Annotated in this window: 24 protein-coding genes; 9 read left to right on the top strand and 15 right to left on the bottom strand. The window is 68.6% G+C overall.

The genetic code is table 11. From position 1 onward, the window contains the following. Positions 1–3: 3 nt before the first annotated feature. Genes OG782_RS16710 through OG782_RS16680 form a run of 7 tightly spaced genes read right to left on the bottom strand, consistent with a single transcriptional unit; the run spans position 4 to position 7,674 of the window. A complete protein-coding gene (locus OG782_RS16710; RefSeq protein WP_406451719.1) occupies positions 4–1,728 on the bottom strand; it encodes a carbamoyltransferase C-terminal domain-containing protein in 1,725 nt (574 codons plus the stop codon). 23 nt (positions 1,729–1,751) lie between these two features. After that, positions 1,752–2,549, bottom strand: coding sequence for a radical SAM protein (locus OG782_RS16705; RefSeq protein WP_406451717.1), 798 nt, complete (start codon positions 2,547–2,549; stop codon positions 1,752–1,754). A gap of 16 nt (positions 2,550–2,565) precedes the next feature. Beyond that, positions 2,566–3,684 carry a hypothetical protein gene (locus OG782_RS16700; RefSeq protein ID WP_406451715.1) on the bottom strand — a complete coding sequence of 373 codons (1,119 nt, stop codon included), beginning with the start codon at positions 3,682–3,684 and terminating at the stop codon, positions 2,566–2,568. Further along, positions 3,684–4,796, bottom strand: a complete 1,113-nt coding sequence (locus tag OG782_RS16695; RefSeq protein WP_406451713.1) for a radical SAM protein — start codon at positions 4,794–4,796, stop codon at positions 3,684–3,686. The genes OG782_RS16700 and OG782_RS16695 overlap by 1 nt, the downstream gene beginning before the upstream one ends. Before the next feature lie 3 nt (positions 4,797–4,799). Then, positions 4,800–5,798: a D-2-hydroxyacid dehydrogenase gene (locus tag OG782_RS16690; RefSeq protein ID WP_406451711.1), complete on the bottom strand. Its 999-nt coding sequence runs from the start codon at positions 5,796–5,798 to the stop codon at positions 4,800–4,802. Beyond that, positions 5,795–7,102: a glycosyltransferase family 4 protein gene (locus OG782_RS16685; RefSeq protein WP_406459111.1), complete on the bottom strand. Its 1,308-nt coding sequence runs from the start codon at positions 7,100–7,102 to the stop codon at positions 5,795–5,797. The genes OG782_RS16690 and OG782_RS16685 overlap by 4 nt, the downstream gene beginning before the upstream one ends. 44 nt (positions 7,103–7,146) lie before the next feature. Continuing rightward, complete coding sequence (locus OG782_RS16680; protein ID WP_406451709.1) at positions 7,147–7,674, bottom strand: ATP-binding protein; 528 nt, start codon at positions 7,672–7,674, stop codon at positions 7,147–7,149. Between the two features lie 202 nt (positions 7,675–7,876). Between OG782_RS16680 and OG782_RS16675 the strand changes: the two genes are divergently transcribed. Both OG782_RS16675 and OG782_RS16670 read left to right on the top strand, forming a co-directional pair. Then, positions 7,877–9,322 (top strand): carph-isopro domain-containing protein, encoded by a 1,446-nt coding sequence (locus tag OG782_RS16675; protein WP_406451707.1) that lies wholly within the window; start codon positions 7,877–7,879, stop codon positions 9,320–9,322. A gap of 10 nt (positions 9,323–9,332) precedes the next feature. Beyond that, positions 9,333–10,286, top strand: a complete 954-nt coding sequence (locus OG782_RS16670) for an FAD-dependent oxidoreductase (protein ID WP_406451705.1) — start codon at positions 9,333–9,335, stop codon at positions 10,284–10,286. 40 nt (positions 10,287–10,326) lie between these two features. On the opposite strand, the gene OG782_RS16665 is transcribed toward OG782_RS16670, so the two are convergent. Next, positions 10,327–10,518, bottom strand: coding sequence for a hypothetical protein (locus OG782_RS16665; RefSeq protein WP_406451703.1), 192 nt, complete (start codon positions 10,516–10,518; stop codon positions 10,327–10,329). Positions 10,519–10,568: 50 nt separating this feature from the next. Next, on the bottom strand, positions 10,569–11,273 hold the full coding sequence (locus tag OG782_RS16660; protein ID WP_024490713.1) for a nucleotidyltransferase domain-containing protein: 705 nt from the start codon (positions 11,271–11,273) through the stop codon (positions 10,569–10,571). 444 nt (positions 11,274–11,717) lie between these two features. On the opposite strand from OG782_RS16660, the gene OG782_RS16655 reads away from it, so the two are divergent. From OG782_RS16655 to OG782_RS16645, 3 genes are all read left to right on the top strand, one after another. Further along, positions 11,718–12,308 carry a hypothetical protein gene (locus tag OG782_RS16655; protein ID WP_405403969.1) on the top strand — a complete coding sequence of 197 codons (591 nt, stop codon included), beginning with the start codon at positions 11,718–11,720 and terminating at the stop codon, positions 12,306–12,308. A 74-nt stretch (positions 12,309–12,382) separates the two neighbouring features. Further along, positions 12,383–12,688 (top strand): hypothetical protein, encoded by a 306-nt coding sequence (locus tag OG782_RS16650; protein ID WP_024490711.1) that lies wholly within the window; start codon positions 12,383–12,385, stop codon positions 12,686–12,688. A 436-nt stretch (positions 12,689–13,124) separates the two neighbouring features. Further along, positions 13,125–13,943 carry a DUF317 domain-containing protein gene (locus OG782_RS16645; protein WP_406459109.1) on the top strand — a complete coding sequence of 273 codons (819 nt, stop codon included), beginning with the start codon at positions 13,125–13,127 and terminating at the stop codon, positions 13,941–13,943. A gap of 258 nt (positions 13,944–14,201) precedes the next feature. On the opposite strand, the gene OG782_RS16640 is transcribed toward OG782_RS16645, so the two are convergent. The 6 genes from OG782_RS16640 to OG782_RS16615 form a co-directional block, all read right to left on the bottom strand. Then, positions 14,202–14,582, bottom strand: a complete 381-nt coding sequence (locus tag OG782_RS16640) for a hypothetical protein (RefSeq protein ID WP_406451700.1) — start codon at positions 14,580–14,582, stop codon at positions 14,202–14,204. A gap of 108 nt (positions 14,583–14,690) precedes the next feature. Then, complete coding sequence (locus OG782_RS16635) at positions 14,691–16,442, bottom strand: mobilization protein (protein ID WP_406451698.1); 1,752 nt, start codon at positions 16,440–16,442, stop codon at positions 14,691–14,693. Next, complete coding sequence (locus OG782_RS16630) at positions 16,439–16,732, bottom strand: mobilization protein (protein WP_406451696.1); 294 nt, start codon at positions 16,730–16,732, stop codon at positions 16,439–16,441. Before OG782_RS16630 ends, OG782_RS16635 begins: the two co-directional genes overlap by 4 nt. 540 nt (positions 16,733–17,272) lie before the next feature. Continuing rightward, positions 17,273–18,565, bottom strand: coding sequence for a hypothetical protein (locus OG782_RS16625; RefSeq protein WP_406451694.1), 1,293 nt, complete (start codon positions 18,563–18,565; stop codon positions 17,273–17,275). 98 nt (positions 18,566–18,663) lie between these two features. Beyond that, on the bottom strand, positions 18,664–19,362 hold the full coding sequence (locus tag OG782_RS16620) for an ATP-binding protein (RefSeq protein ID WP_265690317.1): 699 nt from the start codon (positions 19,360–19,362) through the stop codon (positions 18,664–18,666). After that, the gene (locus OG782_RS16615) at positions 19,359–20,276 is read right to left on the bottom strand and encodes a hypothetical protein (RefSeq protein ID WP_406451691.1); all 918 of its coding nucleotides are present in this window, start codon (positions 20,274–20,276) and stop codon (positions 19,359–19,361) included. Before OG782_RS16615 ends, OG782_RS16620 begins: the two co-directional genes overlap by 4 nt. Before the next feature lie 234 nt (positions 20,277–20,510). On the opposite strand from OG782_RS16615, the gene OG782_RS16610 reads away from it, so the two are divergent. The 4 genes from OG782_RS16610 to OG782_RS16595 all read left to right on the top strand — a co-directional run bounded on the left by OG782_RS16610 (position 20,511) and on the right by OG782_RS16595 (position 23,234). Then, positions 20,511–20,696 carry a hypothetical protein gene (locus tag OG782_RS16610; RefSeq protein ID WP_406451689.1) on the top strand — a complete coding sequence of 62 codons (186 nt, stop codon included), beginning with the start codon at positions 20,511–20,513 and terminating at the stop codon, positions 20,694–20,696. A 193-nt stretch (positions 20,697–20,889) separates the two neighbouring features. Further along, a complete protein-coding gene (locus OG782_RS16605) occupies positions 20,890–21,141 on the top strand; it encodes a helix-turn-helix domain-containing protein (protein WP_073733580.1) in 252 nt (83 codons plus the stop codon). A 203-nt stretch (positions 21,142–21,344) separates the two neighbouring features. Further along, positions 21,345–21,695: a helix-turn-helix domain-containing protein gene (locus tag OG782_RS16600; RefSeq protein WP_406451687.1), complete on the top strand. Its 351-nt coding sequence runs from the start codon at positions 21,345–21,347 to the stop codon at positions 21,693–21,695. 30 nt (positions 21,696–21,725) lie between these two features. Beyond that, a complete protein-coding gene (locus tag OG782_RS16595) occupies positions 21,726–23,234 on the top strand; it encodes a LacI family DNA-binding transcriptional regulator (RefSeq protein ID WP_406451685.1) in 1,509 nt (502 codons plus the stop codon). The last annotated feature ends 428 nt before the right edge of the window (positions 23,235–23,662 follow it).

Below are 23,662 nucleotides of genomic sequence, written 5' to 3'. Positions count from 1 at the left end.
CCGTCACCCCTCTCGTAAGGATGGCTGGGGTAGAGCCCGGGGGTCGGGGACGTGGTCGGCGATCAGGAGGGTGTCTCCGACGGCGAGGGCGTCGAGTCCGAGGCCGCCTGCCGCCTGTACGGCCTGCTCGGCGGATCGCAGGATCGGCGTGCCTTTGAGGTTGAAGGAGGTGTTCAACAGCAGCGGCAGGCCGGTGTGCTCGTGGAACCGCTGGAGGAGTTCGTGCAGGCCCTGGTGGTCTTTGGCCACGGATTGGACGCGCGCGGTGCCGTCGTGGTGGGTGACCGCGGCTATGCGGTCGGCTCGGCACCGCCGGACGTGGGCGACGCGGTTCATGAAGGGGTCGCCCGCCGACATGAACCACTCCGTGGCGTGCTCGGCGAGGACGGCCGGGGCGAACGGGCGGTACGCAGCTCGTTGCTTGATCGCGTTGAGTCGGTCCCGCGTGGCGGCGTGGCCCGGGTGGGCGAGGATCGAGCGGTGCCCGAGGGCCCGGGGCCCGAATTCGAGTGGTCCCTGTACCCAGCCGACAATGCGGCGCTGAGCGAGCAGCGCTGCCGCCGCCGGTGCCAGGTCCGCCCCCAGGCCGGTCAGAGCGCGGTACCCGGATGGCATCGCACCCGTTTTCAGAGTGCCCGGGTTAGGGCCCCAGGCCGCGTCGGTCGGCACCTGGAGACGTTCCTGCCCGAGCTGGTAGTGCCAGGCGTACAAGGCGGCGCCCACAGCGGTGCCCGCGTCGTGTGGTGCCGGCGCCACGAAGAGGGTGTCGAAGCCGCTGTCGTCGGCCAGCCGGCCGTTGAGGTGGGAGTTCAGGGCGCACCCACCCGAGAACACCAGCGTCGAGGCTCTTGTGAGCCGTTGAAGATGGCGTGCGATGTGGATGACCGACTCGGAGAAGACATCCTGGACTGCGGCGGCCAGGTCGGCCCGATCCGAGTCGGCTTGCTCCACGACGTTGTCAGTGGTCCAGACGCGGCCACGGAGCAGCAGCGGTGTGCTGTTGTCCGCCGAGCCCCAGGGGTGGCCGATCCGGACCTCGCCGTCGTCGCCGAGCCGTACGAGTTCGCGGATCTGCGGCCCGTGACGCTGGGGGTCGCCGAACGACGCAAGCGCCATCATGCTGCCCTCGGGTTCGTCGCCCGGTGGGATCACTCTGCGGGCCAGGTTTCGGTAGAAGTGCCCGAGGGAGGAGTGAACGCGCCGAGGGCCGACAGGGCCGGGAACAACGGTCGGCATGCTCTGGTGGACGCGGTCGATGCGATCCGGCCGCAGGTCGTAGCCGGTGATGCGTTCCCGCCCCGGACCGAAGTCGGAGCCGAGGGAGGAGCCGCCGGCGTCAATGACGAGGCCCGCCGCGTGGTCGTGTCCGGAGAGCAGGTACCCGGAGAGCACATGGGCGGTGTGGTGGGAGAGGAGGCGGAGATGGTCACCGAGCGGGGCAGGTAAGAGAGCGGCGAGTTCGTCCCGCTCCTCGGTGAGCCACCAGCCGGCGGCAGGATTGGGACGCATGGAGGCAGCCCAGACGGCGTCGACGTCTTGCGGTTCGATGCCGGCGGCCTCCAGACACCACTGAAGGGCACGGACCGGCGCGGCGAGCGTGCCCTTGCGGGTGGGGTGGTTGTGCTTGACGCCGCTCCAGCGTTCCTCTTCTGCCGCGTAGAGGCGGCCGTCGACGATCAAGGCGGCGGCGGTGTCGTGGTGGAAGTTCAGCCCGAGGACTGCGGGCATGGTCGTGTACCTCCGGTCTGGAGTCATGCGGTCGGAATGCGTGCAGGCAGGACAGCGGCGCCCGAGTCGGTGTACTCGTGGCAGCGAAGGCAGAACCGGAAGTGATGGCCTCGGGGGGCGAACACCTTGGCCGCGAGGTCCTCGTCCCAGATGCTGAACTCGCTGTCGTCCTTCGCCATGGCGTTGAAGCAGCGGTAGCAGGAGCCGTCCATCTCGATCATCAGGTGCTGGTCGAGGTAGCGGTCGCAGATGCCGCGCAGCTCGTTCGCCGGCTGGCCGACGTCGACGTGGTGCACGTGGTTGGTGACGTGGATCGCGCCGTACGTGTCGCACAGCCTCGCGAGCTCCACGAGACGGGAGGAACTGATGCCTTCCAGCACGCTGTTGACGACCACGGTCTTGCCGGCTTCGCGGAGACGGGGCACGACGGCGTGCACTTCGGCGTAGTTCTCGTGCTCGTCGTCGCAGCCGATGAGGATCTGGTCGTACGAGCGGAGCGTGGCCTCCATGATCCGCTGGTTGCGGGCCAGCGTGATGGCGTTCGTGCCCAGAACCATGACCTTGCCCGGCAGGCGTGTCCGGGCGGCTTCGCTGAGAGCGGGGAAGTCCCGGTGCACGGTGGGTTCGCCGCCGTTGATGTGCAACTGCTGGAAAGGGATGGTCTCCAGCCGGGTCAGGATGGTGGAGAACAGCTCTGGGGCCATGTTCTCGCCCTGGGCGCCGTCGGCGAATATGCAGAAGTCGCAGGACCGGTTGCACTTCGTCGTGATCTTGATCTTCGCCGTCTTCAGGGCGCGGGGCTGGGACGCACGCGCGGGCATGGCGGGGCTCCTTGTGTCAGGGGTGGATGGCACTGGGCGGGAGGCTCAGGAATTCCTGCACCGTGGACTTCTGCCGGTGCCAGAGCGCGAGGGTGGTGCGCAGGGTGTCGGGGGTCGTCGGTCCGGTGGGGATCAGCCCGGCCATTCGGGCGGCCAGACGTTGGGCGGGAGTGGCCCCGTCCTCCGCGAGCGCGTTCAGGGTCTGTGCGGCGGAACGGAGTTCCTTCGCCTCTCGCCGGATCAGGTACTCGGTCGCGACACCGGGCGGCGGATCGAGGTAGTACAGCCAGCGGGCGACACGTACGCGGAGCATTCCGGCGGTCATTGTCCAGTCGGTGGCAGCGGACTCCTTGCCCTTGTCGGGAGGGTGGCTTGCCTGCGGAATGCGGCGCATGGCCGCTTCCAGGGAGACGTGTGCCGATCGGAGCAGGTGGCGCGGGCTGCGGAGTCGTCCGTTGGGTCCGTCTTCGGAGTGCCGGAGAAACAGCTCGGCGTACGCGTCCAGCCCGTCCGGACGCCACTGGGTGAGCGCGGCGGTCTTGCCGGGGCAGCGCGTCCGTGTCGCGAGTGCGGCGGCGGCGAACCAGCAGGGGGCGAGGTAGTGCCAGGCCACGCAGTGACGCCGGTACGCGGTGATGTCCTCGACCACATTGTCCGTACTGTCCGCAGCGAGCTGGTACCGGCCTCCGAGCCTCGACTGGAGGATTGCCCGGTAGAAGCGTTCGTCGGTCTCGCACCAGGGGGCCATCTGGGCCCGGGACCTCCAGCGTTGGAAGTCCCGGGCGCTACCGCTGATCAGCGACCAGGTCGCGAGCTCAGGTGCGCAGACGAGCCGTCCGTCCGTTTCGGGCACGGTGAATGCGAACCCGGGAGGATGCTCCAGAAGCCGCCCGTGGGAGACCTCCCGGCGGACGGCGGACTTATGCGCGGCGGCCAGACGGTGATTCCACTCCTCCCAGTTCGCGGGGGCCTCGGGAAGGAGGACACGCACGTCGATGTCGGAGTGGGGAGCCAGCAGATCGGCCAGCTGCCACTTGTGCGTGAGCATCACGGCCCCGACCCCGTGGGCGTCCAGCTCGTGTTCGTACAGCGTTCCGAGACCCGGGTAGAGCGGCGGTGCTTCGGCCGCGACCATCACCGCTCCCCGGTGGAGGATCGGGTGCACGACGGCTGGGCCGCGTCCGAGGGGAGGACGGGGAGCAGAGGCAGCAGGACCGGGGTGCCCTCGGGACGCTCCATCCGGTCCCAGCGAAGGTCGTAGTCGACGTAATGAAAGCCCTGCCAGGCGTCGTTCGTGTTGCGGTCGAGCATGGCCTGGAAGAGGTGGGCGAAGGCGTCGCCGAGGGTGCTGTCGGCGAGGTGGGGCTTCAGGGGGATGTCACGGTTGTGGAGGATGCAGGGGCGGGCCACACCAGTGGGCGTGATCTTGATGCGATTGGCGTCGGAGCAGGTGGCACAGCTGGAGTTGGAGATGAAGCCGATCGAGCCCGCCCAGCCGTCGGGACGGAGATACTGCCCGGGGCTACGGACCCCGAGCTGTTCACGAGAGACCTCCCCCGCACCCGCGAACCATTCATGGAGACGATTGCGGACGTCCGCCTCGTTGATGAACTCGGTGTCGAACAGCGCCTGTGCGGGCCCGATGTTCTGGAGTTCGATCAGACGGACGGCGACAGGTAGGTCGCGGGCCAACTCGGCTACGGCGAAGGCGTCGTCCAGGTAGGTGCGCTGGAGGACGCAGTTGATCTTCACCCGCATTCCGAGGGTGAGGGCCTCGTCGAGGGTGCGCATAGTCGTGCGCGGATCGCCGCCGCCCATGATCGTGGCGGATCGCGTCGGGTCGAGGCTGTGGAGGCTGAGGTTGAGGTACGTCAGTCCGGCGCGGTGCAGCTTCTCCACGCTAAGCCCGCGGCGTAGGTTGCCGTGGCTCGTCATGCCGATCGCGGCGTCGGACCCGAGGCCGTCAGCGAGGCCCTCGATCACGTCGAGGATGTCCGCCCGCAGGGTCGGTTCGCCGCCGGAGCAGTGCGCCTTCCGGATCTTCCAAATCCCGGCCTCGGCGGCGATGGCCGCGTAGTCGGCGGTGGTCAGGGGGCGGTCTTTGTGCCCGTAGTCCGGCATGCAGCGGGGCTTGCAGAACACGCAGTCCAGGTTGCACAACGAGTTCAGGGTGAAGGCCAGGTAGGGGTGGTTGCGGCCGGTAGCCGCGAAGGCTGCGATCAGGTCACGGTGGCGGGTGGTGGGCATGGGTCAGCCTCCTGCGAGGGGGGAATGGGCGTCGGGTACTTCGGCCAGGCCGTTGAGCGGCTGGCCAGCAAGGAATCGGCGCAGGTTCTCGGCGAAGAACGCGACCGCCCCGTCCATGTACATGTGGCAGAGCGTCGAACTCTTCGGCGTGAGCACGACCCGGGGGTGGAGCCGCAGCGGATGGCGAGCGGGCAGGGGCCTCGGGTCGGATACGTCCAGCGCGGCGCCCCGCAGGTGGCCGGTATTGAGGGCGGCCAGGAGGGCCGACTGGTCGACGGTTGTCGCACGGCCGAGGTTGAGGAAGACGGCTCCCGGCTTACAGGCCGTGAAGAGGGCGTGGTCGAAGAGATGGTTCGTGGCCCGGGTGGCCGGCAGCAGGTCGACCACCACGTCGGCGATGGCGACGGCCTGGTGCACCGCCGAGGCGTGCATCCAGGTGATCCCGTCCCCCGCTGCCACAGGCGGTGTCCGTCGTACTCCGATCACGTCCATACCGAAGGCGCGCGCGGTACGGGCCAGATGGCCACCGATGCTGCCGCAGCCGACGATGGTCATCGTCGACCCGGCCAGGTCGAAGAACTCCTCGGCGAGGTCGTCCTTCCACCAGGTCCGGTTCCGCTGGACGCGCTGGCTCGTGAACAACCCGCGAGAGAAGCCCAGGACCAGCCCCATGGCGTGCTCGGCCATGGGGCGGCCGTGAAACCCGTACGAGCGGGTCAGGGCCACCCCGGCGGAGTGCGCCTCGGCAACGGGCAGATGGTCGGTACCGGCGGCCGGAGATGCGATCCAGTTCAGATGCGGCGAGCCGACCAGCCACGATGGTTCGAACCGCCAGCCGAAGTAGATGCTGGCTTCCGCTAGCCCGTACGGCACGTCCTCCTCGGCGGCCGTACGGAAATCCACGCCCGGGAAAGAAGCACGAAGGGAACGCTTGTGCTCGGCGGACAACCGCCAGAACGAGTGCGGGGATTCCAGGCTGATGAGCACCACCGGCCGGCTCATCGGCCCCTGCTTTCCCCGGTGGGCGATGGAGCCAGAGCCCATGGGGCGATGCGGCCAATGGCGGAGCCAATGCTCGCCTCGTAGTCGTGGCGTGAACGCACCAGAGCCGCACCGGCGTTCCGGAGCCGCTCGCGCTCTCTGGGCAGGGTGGTCAGGGCTCGGTTCAGGGCGGACGCCAGAGACTGGGAGTCCCTGGGGGCGGCGGTGAATCCGGTCTCGTCTTCGATGACGGTCTGGGCCAGTCCGCCGGCGCTGGTCGCGACGACCGGCCCCGCCCCCGCCGCGAACGCCTCCAGAGGTATCCGTCCGAAGGGCTCCTCGCGCGAGGGAACAACGACCGCGTGCAGCGCGGGGCTATGCAGCCAGGAGCGGATGGAGGGGGTGAAGCGGGTGATCAGCGTCGCGTCCAAGCAGTAGGCGCGGATACCTGCTGCCAGATGCCTCTGGTACGAGCTCAGATGCTCGTGATCACTCGACGTGACCGCCGCCAGGAGTAGATGCGGCAGGCGGACTCCTCGTTCCTTCAGAAGGTGCAGCGCCTCCAGGAGGTCTTCGAACCCCTTGGTGGGCACCGCGCGCCCCATCGCAAACAGGAAGCCGGCTCGGGCCTTGAAGGGCAGGGGCCGAACACGCGTCGGCCTGGCCATCTCCTCTCGGATCAGCCCGTTCGGGATGTTCACGATGCCCGCCCGCGGGATGGCACAGTTCGTGACGAGGTGGTTTCGCATGTGGGTGGAGATGGCCCCGATACGACCGCCCTGGGCGGTCGCCGCCCGCAGGGCCTCACGCTCCCAGCGGATTCGGGACAGGTCTCCAGGCCGCGTCAGGGCCGCTGTGGAGCGGGGGACGAGCAGCAGGTCTGTGGTCGGTGGCGTGTAAGCCGCGAGGCCGAGGAAGGGAACGTCGAGGCCGACGAGCAGGCAGCGGCTCGTGCGATTGGCGACGCGTGCGGCAGCCTTCCCCGCCAGGGCGCACAGGTGCATGGAGCCGCGGACCGAATCCGGGGGCATCTGGACCTCGGGAATCGTGATCACCTCGGCCTCCGCCTCGTCCAGCATCAGCTGGACCTCGCGGATCCACCGCCGATCGTGTGCGACCGCTGTTTCAGAGACGGGTGGGGAGATCACGGAGAGGCGGCCCGTCGGTAGGAGGCGGGCGAGCGCCGTGAGGAAGGCACGGTTACTGAAGCCGGTGCCCGACTCGGCGCCGTACAGGCCCTCGTGAAGGGCGACGACTACGCGCGGATAGCGAACGGCCGTCGGCACTTCAGCGGACGGGGACGGCGGGGTCGCATGGATGCGCACCGTGTGGTGCCTCCTTCGAAGACAGGATCTTGTAGGCGCGGGCATCAGAGCGTTCTCGCAGGCGAAGACCTGGACGCGCGCGTCAGCCGGCACCAGGCGCGGGTGCCGTCGGCGCCGGTCGTCAGGGACCAGGCGTCGGCCAGTGCCTCGACGAGGACCAGGCCCCGCCCCGATTCGGCCTGCTCCTCGGGCGCCGGGTGAGAGGTAGGCCCGGGTCGAAGGCAGCCACCGTCGGTCACGGTGATTTCGACCTCCAGGCCACCGACGACCGGGCTCCTGCGGTCCACACACAGGACCAGGGGCGGGTTCCCCGAGGCGAACGCATTCGTTGCGAGTTCCGACCCGATCAGTCGGGCGTCGTCGAGCAGGTCCGACTCGGTGCCGAGGAGCGCCACAGCGACGGCTTTCCGAGCGACCGCGGCCGCCCTCGGCCCGTACGGCAGGTCCGTGATCAGCGTGGTCGTACCGCCGCCATCGGCGTACCCGTGTGAGGGCGCGGAGACCGGTCGCCCGGTGGCGCGCTCCAGCACACTGCCCGGACGGTCTCGGGAGGTGATCGTGTGGTTTCTCAAAGCCCACCTCTTTCTCCGCCGGCGTCGAAGGCGGCGCCTTCCGCCGTGACTCAAGAACACCGGAGGAGGCCGGTCGTGCAGCACCCGATCAGTCGGTCAACTCGGTCAACTTCCTTGATAGGCAGGAGATTCAGCAGCTGCCTGCCCCACCATGGGGAGCGCGAAGTGGTCGACGAACCCCTGGGACGCGAGGTGGTCGCACGTGGCACAGCAGGCAGGGGGACCGAACGCCGTGCTGTCGGGCTGCCTCGACGAACTCGGATGGAGCCCCAAGGCGCTTGCTCGCAAGCTCAACCGGGTGTTCGGAGCGGGCACCGTCGCTGAGTCGGCGCCGTACCACTGGAGGGACGGCGGTTCCCTTCCGCGTTCGCCGTTGCCGATGATGGCTGCCTACGTGCTCTCCCAGGAACTGGGCAGAGCCATCTCGGTGGCCGAACTGTGGCAAGGCCGCGCGGGCGACTCCTCGGCTCTCGTCCCTGCGGACACGGATCTCGCACGGCCCTGGACCGTGCAGGGCATGGAGGCGATCGTGGAGGACTGGGTGATGGGAGGGCTCGTCGACCGACGCCGATTCCTTGCGATCTCGGGCGCGGGGCTACTCGCGATCGTCGCCCAGTACCTTGACGGAACGGCAGGCCGAGGCCAGTACGCGCCCCGGATAGCTCCGTCGAACGGCGCCGATCCACTTGTCGACCAGGTTGAGCAGCACCTGCCCATGCTCCAGTTGCTTGACGACGAGCACGGCGGGGCGCGACATCTCCCCTACGTAGGTGCTCAGTTCCGCGCGGTGGGACTACTCATTCACGATGGTGGTCACTCGCCCGTCGTAACGAGCAGGCTTATCCGCGCGCTTGCGGAGATTAGCCAGCTGGCCGGCTGGATGGCCTTCGACGCCGCCGATCACGGCCTGGCGCAGCGCTACTTCGCCACGGCGCTGAGAGCCGCGCATCAGGCCAACGACCTCCCCCTGTGCGCCCACATCCTGGGCGACCTCTCCTTCCAGGCAGCGAGCCGAGGACACCCGGCGGACGCAATCGCCCTCGGCGAGGCCGCCCGCCGCGCCAGCGAAGCCGCTCCGCCCGCCGCCCGGGCATCCGTCCTTTCCCGGCTCGCCTACGCGTATGCCGCCGCCGGCCGTGACAACGACTTCGCACATACCCGTGGCTCTGCCCGAGAACTGATCGCAAGTCGGGACGGCAGCCAGGAGGAGCCCCGGTGGATGTACTTTCTGACCGACAACCACCTGGACTGCCAGGCCGGCTACGGCTTCATCCAGATGGGGCGCGCGCGGCAGAAGGCCGACGGCGGCACGAAGGCCCGACGATTCCTCGCGCAGGGGACCGAGATGCTCCGGTCCGGGGCATACGACGTTCCGCGTGGCGATCCCAGCCAACGTAGGGCCATGTTCGAAGGTGCCTGGCTGGCCTTGGGGCACAGCGCTCACGGAGACCTGGAGGCGGCCTGCGAGATCGGACTGATCGCGGCTGACCGCCTTGACGCCGTGCGTTCACCGAGGAGCGCCGCCCTACTGCACCAGCTTGCCGCGGACCTCCGCCGCCGCCAGCGCAACCCACACGTCCGCAGCTTCCTCCCGGTCCTCGAAGACGCACTCGCCCGACATGCTCCATCGACGCCACCTGGCCGTTAGTGTCGAGATCATGAACGCTGGGGAGCGCGTTGTCGTTGTCGGGGCTGGGGTGGCAGGACTGACCACCGCCGTCGTTCTCGCCGAGGCCGGGGCCTTGGTGCGAGTGATCGCCGAGCAGGTGCCCGGTGCCACCTCGCTGGCCGCCGGGGCTATGTGGGGCCCGTACCTGGTGGAGCCGAAGGACAAGGTCGATCGGTGGGGGCAGCGGTCCCTGGAGGTATTCCGGGAGCTGGCCGAGGACCAGGCCACGGGTGTCCGGCTCACCAGCGGCATCGAGGCATCGCGTACGGCCGAGTCTCCGCCGGACTGGGCTACGACCCTGCCGGGGTTCCGGCCGTGCGAGCCGACCGAACTTCCGACCGGGTTCACCGCCGGGTACCGGTTCACAGTGCCGCTGATCGACATGCCCGCTCATCTCGACTACCTTCTGCGCCGTCTGCATGTAGCGGGCGGGACGGTGGAGCAGCGACGCCTGACTTCGCTCGCGGACGTCGGGCCGGTCCCTGCGATCGTCAATTGTGCGGGCTTGGGAGCCCGCGACCTGGTCCGGGATCCAGAACTGCGGCCGATTCGCGGCCAGCACGTAGTGGTCACCAACCCGGGGCTCACCGAGTTCTTTTCCGAGGACACCGGCACTTCACCGGATCTGTTGTGCTTCTACCCGCATGGAGAGACCGTCGTCCTGGGCGGCACAGCCATCGACGGCGAAGGCGGCCTCGCCCCAGACGGCAAGGCGGCGGACGGCATTCTCGCTCGATGCGTCAAGGTCGAACCCCGCCTCGCCCGTGCGCGTGTCCTGGAGCACCGGATGGGCGCTCGGCCGACCCGATCCACGGTTTGCGTGGAGGCGGAGCGGAGGGCGGGCGGTGCGCTGGTCGTGCACAACTACGGTCACGGGGGTGCCGGTGTCACTCTGTCGTGGGGGTGCGCTGAGGAGGTTCGGGATTTGCTTGCTCCGAACTGACTCTGGAGCTGCGGTCGCCATATGGAGAGCAGCAGACCACTCAGCTCACGGAGGCGTCCAGCAGGCGCTCGGTGCGGTGGTCGGTGCGGCGGGTGCGCTCGACAGAGTCGAGCTGTACCTCAAGGTTGGCCGCAAGGTGGCCCGCATCGGCGCCTGAGATGGAGACCGGGCGCCGGCCCCCGGTGGTGGGCCAGTTGGCCTTTGTGGGACGCCGTGAGGTCGATCTATTCATGCGCACGAACAACCGCTCCAACGCGCGCCTGCCCTCCACGGCGACTTCGTTCACAGAGTGCCACCGCGCCTATAGCCAACCCACAGCCGACCGCCGACCTGCTCCAGCACTTCGTCCACGACTTCCACGAGCGGCTCAATCCGCCTTGCCAGTACGTCACGAAGGCCGTCGTGAAGGCGCATGCTGAGTCCCGGCGCCGTGGTCTCAAGACGGCGCGCCAGCCACTTCCCGCCTCCGTTCCAGGATCCGCCGGCGGTCAGCGCCAACTCGCCGGTGCGTCGTACCAATTCGGTGGCAATGAACAACCGTTCGCTCTGATCTTCGCTGCCCGCGAGGTCGTCGAGAAGGTCAGTGATCGCGTAGCGGCAATCATCGATCTCTTCAGCTGACACCGTCGGCGGTCCCGCTGCGGTCAGCTTCCGGGCCTCAGCGGCGACGTAGGCGCCGACCCCGTCGTGGTCGAAGAGCAGGATCCCGTCGGCGCACATCCAGAGCAGCGGTGATCTGCGCTTTCGTACTTCCCGCTCGACGAATGCGTGCCACGTTGCCTCGGTGTGCACGAACATCTCCACTGGCCACTCACCGTGCTGGAGACTTGCCCGGTACGGGGCTGGGGATCCATGGAGGAGCACCACGATGTCGAGGTCCGACATCGCCGTGCGGCGTTCCGTCACGACGCTGCCTCCCAGGAAGGCGGCCCGGGCGTCAGGGTGGTGCTCCTTGATAGCGGCACGTGCGGCGTCGATCGCATCCATGCAGCAACTATTCAGCACTCTGTCTGTCGTGCGCACCGGGTTTCTATGGGGATACGGCAGGGCTGTCCCCAGGGGCAGACTGTTGCTCCATCTGGCATGTCTCCAGGCAAGCGGGCCCGTGTCTGCGGGCAAGACGTCGGCGAATGCTCTCAGGTCGTGGCCCTGGTCTCCGTCTGCGCTGACATCGACGCGGTATGGGGTTCACGGCTCCTACGCGGCGCTTCCGGCGACGTACAAGTGTCGCCCGTATCCCAGTTGTCCGTTGGCGTCGAACCCAGTCGTCTTGCCATCGAACCGAGCCCCGCCGAATCCGGTATGCCCCCACCCGCAAAATAGTGACGCCCCATAGACCGCTACGTCATCTCTATAGACAACCCAGGCCCCACTCCGTGACACTGCCTATAGCGATCGATAGAGATCACATAGAGTGCTGAGGGGGTCGTTGTGAGGTTCACCATTGAAGGCGCGAGTGAGGAGTTCGAGGGCAAACTCCTCGCCCTGCTCGCCGAGCACCGAGACGAACTGGCCGTGTCCGTAGACACCGCATGGGGTGCCGACCGGGCGATGGTCTTCCTGAACACACTCAATGAGGACGCCCGCCAGTTTGTGCGCCTGGTCGTCGAGTCCGACGGCCATCTGGAAGCCGTCGTGCTGCGCGAGGCGTTCCCGCGCGGACTGCGCGGCCCCACAGTGGCCCTGACCTACGCCCTCAAGCGCGGCTACAAGCACGGCTGGTGGCCCGAAGGCACCGAGGCGCCAGTCACAGTTGTCTATGGCGGCGGCCCACAGGACGGATGGCGACAGGCATCGGCCTACGAGATGTCCGGTGAGAATCTCCCCGTCTTCCGCGCCGCCCTAGCTCACTACGACGCCACTACATCCCGGCCTCCTTGGGACGAGGAGGCACCCTCCGCGTTCGCCGTGCATCCAAGCTGGGGGGCCGACGCTGACGTACCGAGGGCGCTGTACGACGATCCGCCGACCACACCCAACTTCCGGACGGAGGAGCAAGATGATCGGGGGTTGCGCGGCTAACCCCCGCCTGCCGCATCCTCGGCGCGGCCCGTCGCAGTGGCGAGCCCTACCCGCCTCGCAGGAGTGATGCCGCCGTGTCCGCGTTCTTCGACAAGTTTTTGATCCCGATTGCAGTTGGCCTGGTCGTCACCGGTCTCGCTGCCGTAGCCACCCGGCTCTACCGGCGTCGCCGGACCACCCCGACGCCACCCCGCGTGCTGCGCCGCTTCAGTCTGCTTGGAACCGCCGACGCTGGCGGCACTCCTCTGTACTACGAGACCACCCGGGCCCCCGGCAGCGTCGTCACTCGCCGGGTCGGCAGTCTGCCTCAACGCTTCGAGCTAACCGATGCGCCGCTCGGCGACGGCACGTACGCCGCCGAACCCCTCGACCACCTGTAGGACGGCCAGTGCATGGAGGGTGTGTTACCGCGAGTGCCCTCGTGCTGGGCTGCCCACCAGCACTTTTACCGCACGATTCCGTTAACAACCACAGCCAACCGAAGCGGCTACGTTCGCTGTCAAACGACCGGGTTGAATGACAGCGGACACCAGCTCGCCGGGGGCAGACAGGAAAGAGTCACGAAAGACTGGCCAGCGAGTGCAGAGGGATGTCAACGTAGACGACCTGCCGGACGCCCAGGTCAGAGCGTTGATCGGCGCGCCTGCGGCTCCCCCTGGCCGCAGCCCCTCCACTCGTCTATCTAGCCGGAGGCGCGACGCCGACAGCGGGCTCGGGCGCCTGCCGCCCGAGGTAGCCGTCGCCATGAACCGGCAGGATCCCGTCCAGGCGCTGCCGCGCCGCGTTGCCGGCGCCCAGTACACCCGAACCCGGCCCTTGGAGGCACTCCTGAATCCGCGCTACCCGTTCGATCCGTCTTTTGAGGCTGGCGCTCTTCCCGCGTACTGGGTCAGCCCTCGACACCTGGCCGGCGATGACGGCCGTCTCTGCGATGTCGTCGCGGACAGCCTCGCCGGTCTGGGCTGGGCGAGTCTGACAGCCGTGCGAGGACGGCGAGACTTCGATGAGCTGGGAGATCACCAGGTGGTGCGCAGCACCGTCCTGCACATCAGTCCCGACGCTCTTCGGTGGGCACAGTGGATGCTGGCGGACGAGCCGTTCCACCTCGGTGGCCTGCCGGTCGCGTGGCAGGTCTCGGCCCGCTCGGACACCACCAGTTCGCTCGCGGACTGGTCCGCCTACTTAACCCCAGGCGTACCGGGAGAGGCCATCACCGAGTTTCTCCTGGCGCTCGACCAATGCAGCCAGCCCACCACCTTGTACGACGGTCCCGAGGTGGTCCTCGCTGCGGCCGCCGGGCACGGTTGGCTCCGCGACGCCGACCAACCCCACGCGGCGGCGATGCACCCCACCTTCACCGCCCGCCTCAGCCTCGGTGAGGTGCCGCCCCTCATCCAGGTTGCCGACCCCAGCGTCCTGACCGCCGAGGGGGACGGGCAGGTGGCGACGGGCTGGCAGGCGTGGGCTGAGCCTGCAATGGGGGCTCCGTACCTGTGGGCCGCCTCATTCAGCGCGAGCGTGCCGCACCGTTTGGTCGCCGCGTTCGCCTTCTCGCTCAGCTCCACGGCACCGGTACTGCGCCGGGTGCTGCCGGAAAGTACGCGGGACCAGATCCTGTGTGCTCCCGCCAACTGAGAAGCGCCCCACTCCGCGTAACGAAGCCGGGCCTCCCGTCTGGGAGGCCCGGCTTCGTGGTGCTCTAGCAGGTTTTGTGTGTAGCGGACCTGTGGTTGCTGGGGCGGAACCGTGTCAGCACTGGGGGCCATACCCCACTTGTTGGCACCGCTGAGCGACGGTGCCTATCTGATCTCTCGTCGCTCCGATCGCTGAGGCTGGCAGGCACTCCGGCCAGGCCGATTCCTCGCCCTGGTCGAACAACGACGCGGCCCTTCGTCAGAAGGTGTTGGCGGTGAAGGGGCGCGGGGGTATGGCTACGAGGCCGAGCAGGCGGTTGAACTCCGTTCGGTCCTCTTCGCTCATGAGCTCGTGGGCGTTGCCGAGGTTCTTCACGGTGAGCTGCTGCATGAACGGGGCGAGGAAGCGCTGCAGTGCTTCCGGGGCGTCAGCCCATGCCTGCCGGTGCTTCACGAAGCGCTTGAACTGCGCTTCAAAATCGAGGAACTCGCTGCGAGTCGCTGTGAGGACATGAGCCTGTTCCTCCTTGCTGAACGGCCGTCCGTCGCGATGGCTCCACGTGTTGGTGTCGGCTCGGTACTTGAAGTCCGCGTCGGCGAGGAGGGCGATGATGTCGGGTCGGGATGAGGTTGCGGTCATACGGGTGTGACGCTCCTTGTGGGATTGGATGGGGAGCATCAATCGTCTGGAGAATCGCCGGTTGGGCTAACTGGCGATCGTCGGCTATGTTGCGCCCGATTCCCCGGGTCAGTGCCTGCGGCTGGAGTGGTTCGACGCCTGAGCCGCGGACGGTGTGGCGGAGGCCGGTGTCGGGATGTGCCGGCCGTCTCGGGCGCCTGCGGTCTGGAGGCTTTCGGGTGCCGCTGCGGGCAGGTGGGCGCTGCGGCGCAGGCGCCAGACGAGGACATCGCTGATGGAGTCGGCGCTGCCGAGCTCGCGTCGCCGGGCGGCGTCGGCGAGCAGTGCGCCGGGGGCGTGGCCCGCTTGGCGGGCGTCGGTGAGGGTGGCGGCCAGGGCGGGCCAGCCGGGCTCGGCCTGGATCCGTTCGGCGAGCTCTGGCAGTGCCTGGTGCAGGAGATCGGCTTGCCGCTCTCGAATACGCGGTGCCATCCGCTGGCCTCGCTGGCGGAGGGCGGCGATGGGGTGGGCCGCAGCAGCCTGGTAGGCGGTGCGTAGGTGTTCGGCGGCTTGCTGGGCTGCGGCTGCCTGCTGGCTGTGGTGCCTTTTGGCGTGCCAGTTCGCTGCGGCGATGGCGAGGAAGACGGCCATGTCGATGACCATCGCCGTGGTGGCTCCGTCTTCGCCGCGGCCGAGTGCGGGGCCACTGTGGACGAGATCGTGTGCGGCCTGCCGCAGAGCGTGGTCATGCCCGCGTACGGCGCGGACATGGGAGCGGCCGGCCCGCTCGAACGCGTTGGCCGCCTCCCGCAGTTCCGCACGGGTGTGCGCGGCAGAGGTCTTGGCGAGCGCGTCCAGGACCTCACCCGCTGCGGCGATCTGTGCTGCCGCCATGCCGTCGTCGCCGTGGTCGATGATCAGTAGGGCCTGCCAGCCGGCGGCCGACGCCCGGCGCCGAGCGAACGCGGGATGGGTCACCTGCGGCAGGGCGGACTGCACCGGCTCGGAGCCGCTGGAACCGGCCTCGGAGACCGCCTCTGCTTGGAGGGACCAGCGTTCGCGGATGCGGGGCAGGGACAGGTCGGGTGCGAGGGTGGAGCCAGCGTAGAAGACCGGCTCGTCGTCCTTGTTGCGGTCACCAGGCAGTGCGACCTTGTAGCCGAGCAGGTCGCCCGAGGGCGCGATCCGCTTGTGGATCAGAAGGCCGTCGGCGGCCAGACGGTCGAAGAACTCATCTGTGGAGGCGGCGCCGGCCGATGCGCCGCGCACGGTCTCGCGCAGTTCCTCCCGCACGGTGCGCTCTCGCCCTTGGCGTTCGGCTTTGTGGCGCTCGGCGCTGGTGGGGCGTTTGGCTGCGGTGCCGTCGCCGGGGGTCACGCGGTGCAGGTCGTAGTCGGCTTCGATGAGACGGGCTTCCGCCTGGGCGCGCCGACCGGAGCGGTGGTGGTCGGGGCGGCGGCCGTCCTCGCGTACGAGGGTGGCGATGATGTGGATGTGGTCATCGGCGTGGCGGACGGCGGCCCACCGGCACCCGGCGTCGTCCGGGCCACCGGAGTCGATGCCGGTGGCGGCCACGATGCGGCGGGCGATGTCGCCCCACTCCTCGTCGCTCAAAATGCGGTCGGTGCGTGCCGCGCGGACGGAGCAGTGCCACACGTGATGGTCGGGCCGCTGGTCTGCGTCGAGGAGGTGCAGCGGCTGGTCGAGAAGCCGCTGGAGATCTTCCTTCGTCGCGGAGGGGTCGCGGCCGGGGTCAGGCGCCATGCCGTCGAAGGAGGCGACCAGGTGCGGGCCGACGTGCTCTTCGCGGGTGCCCTTGCCGTAGAGGTAGTTGAGCAGGCCGCGGGTGCTGCTGCCTTGCTTGTGGATGCTGGGGATCAAGTGGTCTCGTCTATCTGCCGGTTATTGATCCGCTCGACGGCCGCCTTGGTGGCGGTAGCCGCGCGGCGGACGTAGGTGAGGGTTTCCACGATGCGGGCGCTGTCGATATCGCCGCCCGAGTTGAGGGTCTTGGCCATCTGGTTGAGGTTGCTGCCGGCCCATCCGAGCTTGCGGCTGGTGGCGAAGAGCTCGGTGAGGATGTCGTGGTCGGCGGCGATGGTGGCGGCGGTGCGGGTCTGGTCGCGGGCGGAGGCGAGCGCGGAGTGGGCGAGGAATCCGGCGATACTCATGCCGACGGCATCGGCGCCGGCCTGGATGAGGGTGCGTTCGCGTTCGTTGAGTCGGACACTGTGGGCGGGGCGCTGCTTCTTGTCGCGCGGGCGGGGTTTCCCCTTGGTCAGGCGCGTGTGGCCGGCCGTACTTGGCTGCGATCCGCCCTCGGTCGCAGCCCTCCCGTCCGGCGCCCCCTGGCGCTGGGCGGGCCCCGCCACCCCTGGGGCGGGGTCGGGTTCGGACGCTCCCCCTGCGGGGGAGTGTCCGAACCTCCAACTTGCTCCGCTTTGGGCTGGCGTGGCTTGGGGCGCGTTCTGGTGCTCTGGGCTGTGGGTGCACGAATCCTGCATGGAGAGCAGCTCCTGGTTGAGGGGAGAGGGCAGCGGACCAGGTCGACGTACGGGCAGCGTCCCCAACGCCCGCTGGTTCGAGCGGTGAGTCGCGGGGGAGGGCCGTGCGTGCCTGGTCAAGCGGTGCCAATGGGGCGGGGCCGTGGGACCAGACGGGGTGCTGGTCCACGGCCCTCGTTCGGCGTTCAGGGCTGACCGGATATCCGGTCAGCCCGTGGGGACGGCGGTCTCGCAACCCTGCTCTGCCGCCAGGAGGGCCTTGAGTTCGGTGAGCCGGTCCTCGGAGATGGGGAGGTCGGCCTCGCGGATGGCGTTCCGTAGCACGGCGCGGGTGGCTGTTCCGTGCATGGCGATGGCCGCGCGGCCGATCGCGAGGAGTTCGTCCATCTCGGCACCGGGAGGACGTCCGTAGCGTTGCGCCGCGGGGACGTCGTCCTCGTGGGACGGCTCGGTGGTCTCGCGGGTGGGGACCGAATCGTGCAGGGGAAGTTGGTTCTGCACGGATCGAGGAGGCAGGGACTCAAGACGAAGGTTGGAGTCGGCGCGCTCCCCGGCTTCCTCGCTCGTCAAGTCGAAACCTGCACCCGATCGGCTGCGCCGCGGAGTCGTCTCGACGTGGCGCATGGCGCCTTCGTTCGGAGTGAAGGCGTTCCAAGGCGATGGCAGTTCGATCGTGGCCAGCGCTGTCGCGTGACGGCGGACGGCAAGCTGGTGCAGCAGCACTTCGCGCTGGCGCTGGTCGATTCCCACAGACGCTTGGGCGACGGCGCGGGAAAGCCGTCGCGCGGTTCGCCGGCCTCGCCAGCCGGCGCGCTGATTCGGGGTTCGCTCCGCAAGGTGCGCGGCCAGGGCGACGGCCCTGCGGGTGGCACGGTCGCGGCTGATCTGCGCGGCGTCACGATCGTGTTCGGCGATCCCAAGGCGCGAGAGGCCGCGTTCGCGTACTTCGCGACCTATCCGGGCGAGGAGACTGTGGGAGGCAGCCTCGGGCGTGCGGATGCGTAGTTCGATGCCCATGGCCTGATGCCACAGCAGTGCGGCCATGACCGGTCCCACGAAGGCCCGCACCGTGCCGCCGACCACACCTGACTCGGCGTACGCGGGGATCACCTGCACAGCGGTGATCACCCAGGTCAGGACGCCGGGCAGGCCGGGTGCTTGCTTCGGGCCGTGCAGGTTCTGCCGCGCCAGCAGGGCCGTGGCGAAGAGGGCGAGTTCCGCGGCGGCGAACATCGCGGTGCGCTCGGTGGTGCCCCTCATGTCGAGGTAGTCGGCGGCGAACCGCCAGCTGGTGTCGGCGCTGTAGGCAGTGCATCCGACCGCGGCCAGTGCGGCGACCCTGACCGCGGGCGTTCCGGGCTGTCGCTCGGCGTGGTTTCGGGGAGCGCGTTGGTAGATCAGCCAGCTGACCAGCAGCACTGTGCAGGTGGCAAGGAGGGCGGCGAGCGCGATAGGTATCGCGTTCCAGTGCCCGAGTGCGGGCATGGCAAGTTCCGTCATGCAGGGGTCTCCAAAGGGCCCGATGCGCCGTGTGGGCAGGCGTGGGCGCGGACGGGCGGTGTGGTGAAGGTGAGCTGGTGCGGGGCGGCGCCGTGCGGTCAGGCGGAGAGCTGGCGTCTGCGGTCGGCGCCGGTGAGGACGACGGTGGTGGTCATCTCGGCGAGACGGGAGGCGACGCGGTCGCCGACGGCGTCGCGGAGCGCGGCGGTCGGCAGATTGGTCGTGAGGAGGGTGGGGAGCAGGTCGGTGTAGCGGCGGTTGATCAGCCGGTACGTGATCTCCTCGGTCCACTCCGACTGCTTGGCTGCGCCGAGGTCGTCCAGGATCAGCAGCGGGCAGGTGCTGAGGGTGGCGAGGTCGCGCTCGGCGTCGTGGCCGGGGCGTGGGCGCAAGCGGGCGTACAGGTCGGCTGTGGTGGCTGCCTCCCACCGCAGCCGTACCCCGGCGGTCAGCAGCGAGCGCACCGCGCCGTACGCCTGGTGCGTCTTGCCGGTGCCGGTGGGCCCGGCGATCAGCAGGGACGGTCCGAGTGCGATACCCCGGGTGCCGCTCGGGCCGGGCCGTGCGGCGAGCGCCACCTCGTCGACCCAGGCGGCAACCTGCTGGTGGCCGGCGAGCGCGTGGCGGTAACGGGGCGGGATGCGGGCCGCGGCCAGTTCCAGGGCGGTCACCCGTTCCGAAGGAGCCTCGGCAGGTGACGTAGTTGGATCGATGCCCCGTTCGGCGAGGATCGTGCCGAGGCGGGCGGCGAGGGTGTTCATGCGCTCCGGCTCCCGGCTGGTGGTGGCTGTGGTCACAGCTGACCCCCGTAGGCCGCCTCGACGTCAGCGGGCGCCGGGTTGGTCCATGCTCGGTGCGGGGCGGCAGCTGCCCGTGGAGCGTTCATGGCCTCGTCGACCAGGCTCGGCAGCAGCCCAGCGGACAGCCCCTTGGTACGCATGCGGTCCATCCCGGCCCTGATGTGGTCGGGGGACAACCCCTCGCCGAGCAGTTTGCTGACCACCTTGCCGAGGCGGCCGAGGACGTCGCTGGGCGGGCGGTGTTGGCATGCGGCGACGTGCTCGGCGACCAGGTCCTTGGCCGAGACCGAACCCGAGACGGCAGGGGGCGTGGGGGCGCTTGCGCTCCCCACCGGAGGTGATCCTAGATCCAGGATCCTAGGTCCTAGATCCGGCCCCTGAGTCCTCACCGCAGTCTCCCAGCGTTGTGGTGAGGGCTCACTGAAATTGCTCTGACCTGTTGTTTTCCGGTTCACGGAGGGCTCGCTGCATCCGCGTGACGCATCAGAGCGTCCACCGTGAGGGCTCACGGCCTGTTCATGGAGGGCTCCGTGAACAGGCGAGGCCGCCTCGTCCGACCGGCTGCCCTGGTGGCGCGGGCAGGCCGGGCAGCGGCTGCCGCTGGGCCGGTTGATCTTCTGGTGACGGGCCCAGGTGACGATGTGCAGGTACCGCTTGCCGTCGTCGCCTTCGTACCGGCAGATCAGACCCGCACTGTCGAGCTGCGTGAGGTCGTCCTCGACCTCCAGCGGGCCGTGCTCGGGGCGCAGGGACCAGAGGGCACCGGCGATGACGGCGGCCTGGTCGCGGAAGCGACCGTGGTCGTCCGCCTGCGTAAGCAGGCCGAAGAAGGTCCGCTCGGCATGGACGCTCACCGCGGCGAGCGACTCGGAGATGAAGGCTTCCGGCTTGATGGTGCGTATCCGCGCCATGTCTATCGCCCCGCCTTCGTGGGCCGAGCGGGCGAGTTCGGCGACGGGGATGCGACTACGGCCACGAAGGCAGTAGCTTGTTGGGGCATGCACAGTTCCTCACCCGGTGGCGTTATGACCGCCACCGTCTTGATCGTTCAGGTACGGGCGATATCGGTAGGGACTTCTTGGCCCCCGGCGTTGGCCCGCCGGGGGCTTTTTCATGTGCTCGGGACCGCAGGGATTTCCGGGCGCATGGCCAAGACAGCCACATCTTCCCCGCACAAGTCCAGCATTCCGCCGGGAAAGCAAACAGCTCTCGGCGAACGTGTCGTGCGCGGCTTCCTTAAAACGGTAGACCCGAATCGCCGGTTGACCAAGAAGTTGCATAAATCGGGCAGTTGGCAAGCGAATCCGTGGGCGGCGCTGGTGAGCGCGTGATGCAAGATGCCCACGTCGAGGCCACGTAGGTGCTACCAGCATGAGGGCAGCAGGTGATTTGGTCATCCGCCAATTCCGGTCTATGTTGCGCCGCTCGCAAGGAGCCTGGGGACCAGATCTGACAAAAAAGATGCGAAACATAGCAGCACATCGCCGGTTACCCAAACCGGCAATGCAGAGCTACAACTGACCCATGCCTGAGAGCCCTTTGGGAATTGGTCCGGCCGGCGTGCTGACCGCCCGCGCCATTACCCGTGCCCGCACAGCGCGCGGATTCGCCCAGCGCCAGCTGGCCGAACGTGTCACCGCGCTCGGCCGGCCCATGACCATCACGATGCTGTCCCGCATCGAATGCAGACAGCGCCGCTGCGATGTCGACGACCTCGTCGCCATCGCAGCCGCTCTCGGCCTCTCCCCGCTCGCCCTGCTCGCCGAGACGAGTTAGCCGAACGAGCCCCAACAGCGCTCCCCGGGTGGGCCAACACCCGGCAGCCGCTACGCACATCACCCCGCCCGTACCTGAACCACCAAGACCGGCGTACCCGTCTCCGCACGGCCGCGCCAGAGAAGGAACCTCCTTGCGCCGAGAGGCCATTCCCCCTGCCCCGTTGCCGTTCCGCCTCCGTACCGCGAAGGAGGCGATCTCGCATGGCTGAACAGCCAGGCACCGGCGTAGCGCCGCCCCGCCTCTACCGTCCCGAGGACATCGCTGCTGTTCTCGGCTGCTCTGCCTGGTGGGTCAAGGACAGGGCCCGCCGGCGGCTGATCCCCTTCACCCGGGTCGGCCGCGCGTACCGCTTCACCGCAGAACACCTCGCAGAGATCATCCGCCTTCACGAGGAACGGCCCGCACGGGCACACCAGCCCGCCACAGCTCGGACCGCCGCCAAGGCTGACGCCCAGCAGGCGAACACGGCCCAGCGTGCCGCGCCCACAACCCGCCTGCGGGCGCGGCCTCCGGTCCGCGCCAGGCAGAACCAGTTCAGCACCGTCGCCTGACACGACCGCGTATCAAGGGAGAGGAGGAGCGTGGGTTTCGCGGAGAAGCGCGCGAACTACTGGCGTGGCCGGTACAAGACCGCACCTGGGAAGCACCTCACGGTCGTCGACGAGGGCGGCAAGGCGATCAAGTTCGCCACCAAGGGCGAGGCTCAACGGGCCGCGAGCGAGGCCGAGAACAAGTACCGGCGCGGCGACTGGCGTGACCCGGCACTCGGCCAGGAGACCTTCGGCGAGTACGCGAGCCGCTGGTACGAGGCCCAGGACCTGGCCGCATCGACGATGCAGAATTACAAGCGCCACATCGAAGAGCACCTGCTTCCCGACTTCGGGGACCATGCGCTCGCCGGCATCCTGCGCTCGGACGTCGACCGGTGGGAGAAGAAGGAAAGGGCTCTGTACGCGGCCTCCAGCGTCAAGACCTGGCGCTCGACGTTCCACCTGATCTACGAGGACGCGATCGACGAAGGGCTGATCACGTCGAACCCGGCGACCAGGCGGCGTGGGCGGGGCAAGCGCGCGGGCCGCTCCCGTGACCGAGGCCCGGAGAAGGTCGTCACCGATCCGCTCGGCATCCTGTTGATCGCCGAACGAGCAGCACTGCTGTCCGGCCGAGATGACGAGTTCGTCGCCGTCGTCCTCAAGGGATACACCGGCATGCGCTGGGGCGAAATAGTCGGCCTGGAGACCGAGTTCACTCGACCTGGCTCCGTCCGTGTCGAATGGCAGCTGTACGAACTCGACTCGGGCGAGATGGTGCGCTGCCCGCCCAAGGACGACAGCTATCGCACCCTCGACTCGATGGACTGGCTGTCTGCCCTGGTCGCCAATCACGTCGCCCGCACGAAGCCGACGCCCTGCCCCTGCCACGGTAGGACCTACGTCTTCCGCGGGCAGGGCACGGCTCGTACGGGCGGCCACCACGGTGCGAAACTCGTCGACGTTGCACGCCGTGCCGAAGTCTCCACGGGGACGGTATCCAACGTCCTCAACCACCCCGATCGCGTCGCTGAGGCGACGCGAATGCGGGTGGAGGAGGCAATCATGGCGCTCGGGTTCGTACGAGGCGGCGCGGTGGTGGAGCCTGCGGCCCATTGGCGCAGGAACGGTTTCGCAACGTGGCTGTTCACCCCAGCGGTATCGGGCTGGTATCCGAAGAAGGCCCCGCAGGAGGCACGACCCGTGCCGCTACTCGGCGAGCCGTGGCCAGGAGTCCCCGCGCGAGGGCGGGGCGCCGGCCAACGAGCTGACGCCTGCTGGCTCCCGATCGCCAAGGGCCTCACGCCTCACGGACTGCGCCACGCCCATAGGACCGTGATGGAGGACCTCGGCACCGAGAAGGTCCTCATGGACCAGCGCATGGGACACATCGACGGCTCCGTCTCGGCGCGCTACGCCCACGTCACCCCCGGTATGCGCAAGCGGCTCATGCTCGGATTGACTGAGCAATGGGAGGCCGTGCTCGACGCACGGCGTGCGATGTGCCCCACCTCACCGGTGCACGCGCTAGATGCGTTGCTGCGGGCTCGAAGTCGCTAGCAGGGTTCGGGAGCCGTATGCCCGAACGGCTCCCGGACAGCCTGAGACGAAAGGATCGTGCACCTAGGGAGGTAACCCCAAGCTTTGCCCTGTGTCGTCCCTGTTCATGCCTCACACGCGCGTACGGGCACCGGAGGCGCACGGTGCGGCGGGGTGAGTCGCCGGAACCTGATCACCCGTGTATGCGACGTGCCACCAACGGCATATGGGTAGTCGCCAGCAGCGGCCACACCGATCTGGCTGTGCGCCAAGTGCTGATGTCAGTGGCTGGGGGAAGAATGGCTACACGTGAAGGAGGAACTATGTCCATACCGGGCAAGGACTCTGACTCGCTCTTTCCAGAGCCCAGTGGATGTCGCTGGTGCGGTGTGAACGAGCGTGAGCACATGCAACGCTGGAAGCCACCAGTCGGGTGGCACAAGTGGGAG

Origin of the sequence: Streptomyces sp. NBC_00876 (genome assembly GCF_045207435.1) — a bacterium.
GTDB lineage: Bacteria > Actinomycetota > Actinomycetes > Streptomycetales > Streptomycetaceae > Streptomyces.
The sequence above is the reverse complement of the archived record's forward strand: the minus strand, read 5'-3'. Positions and strand labels throughout refer to the sequence as shown.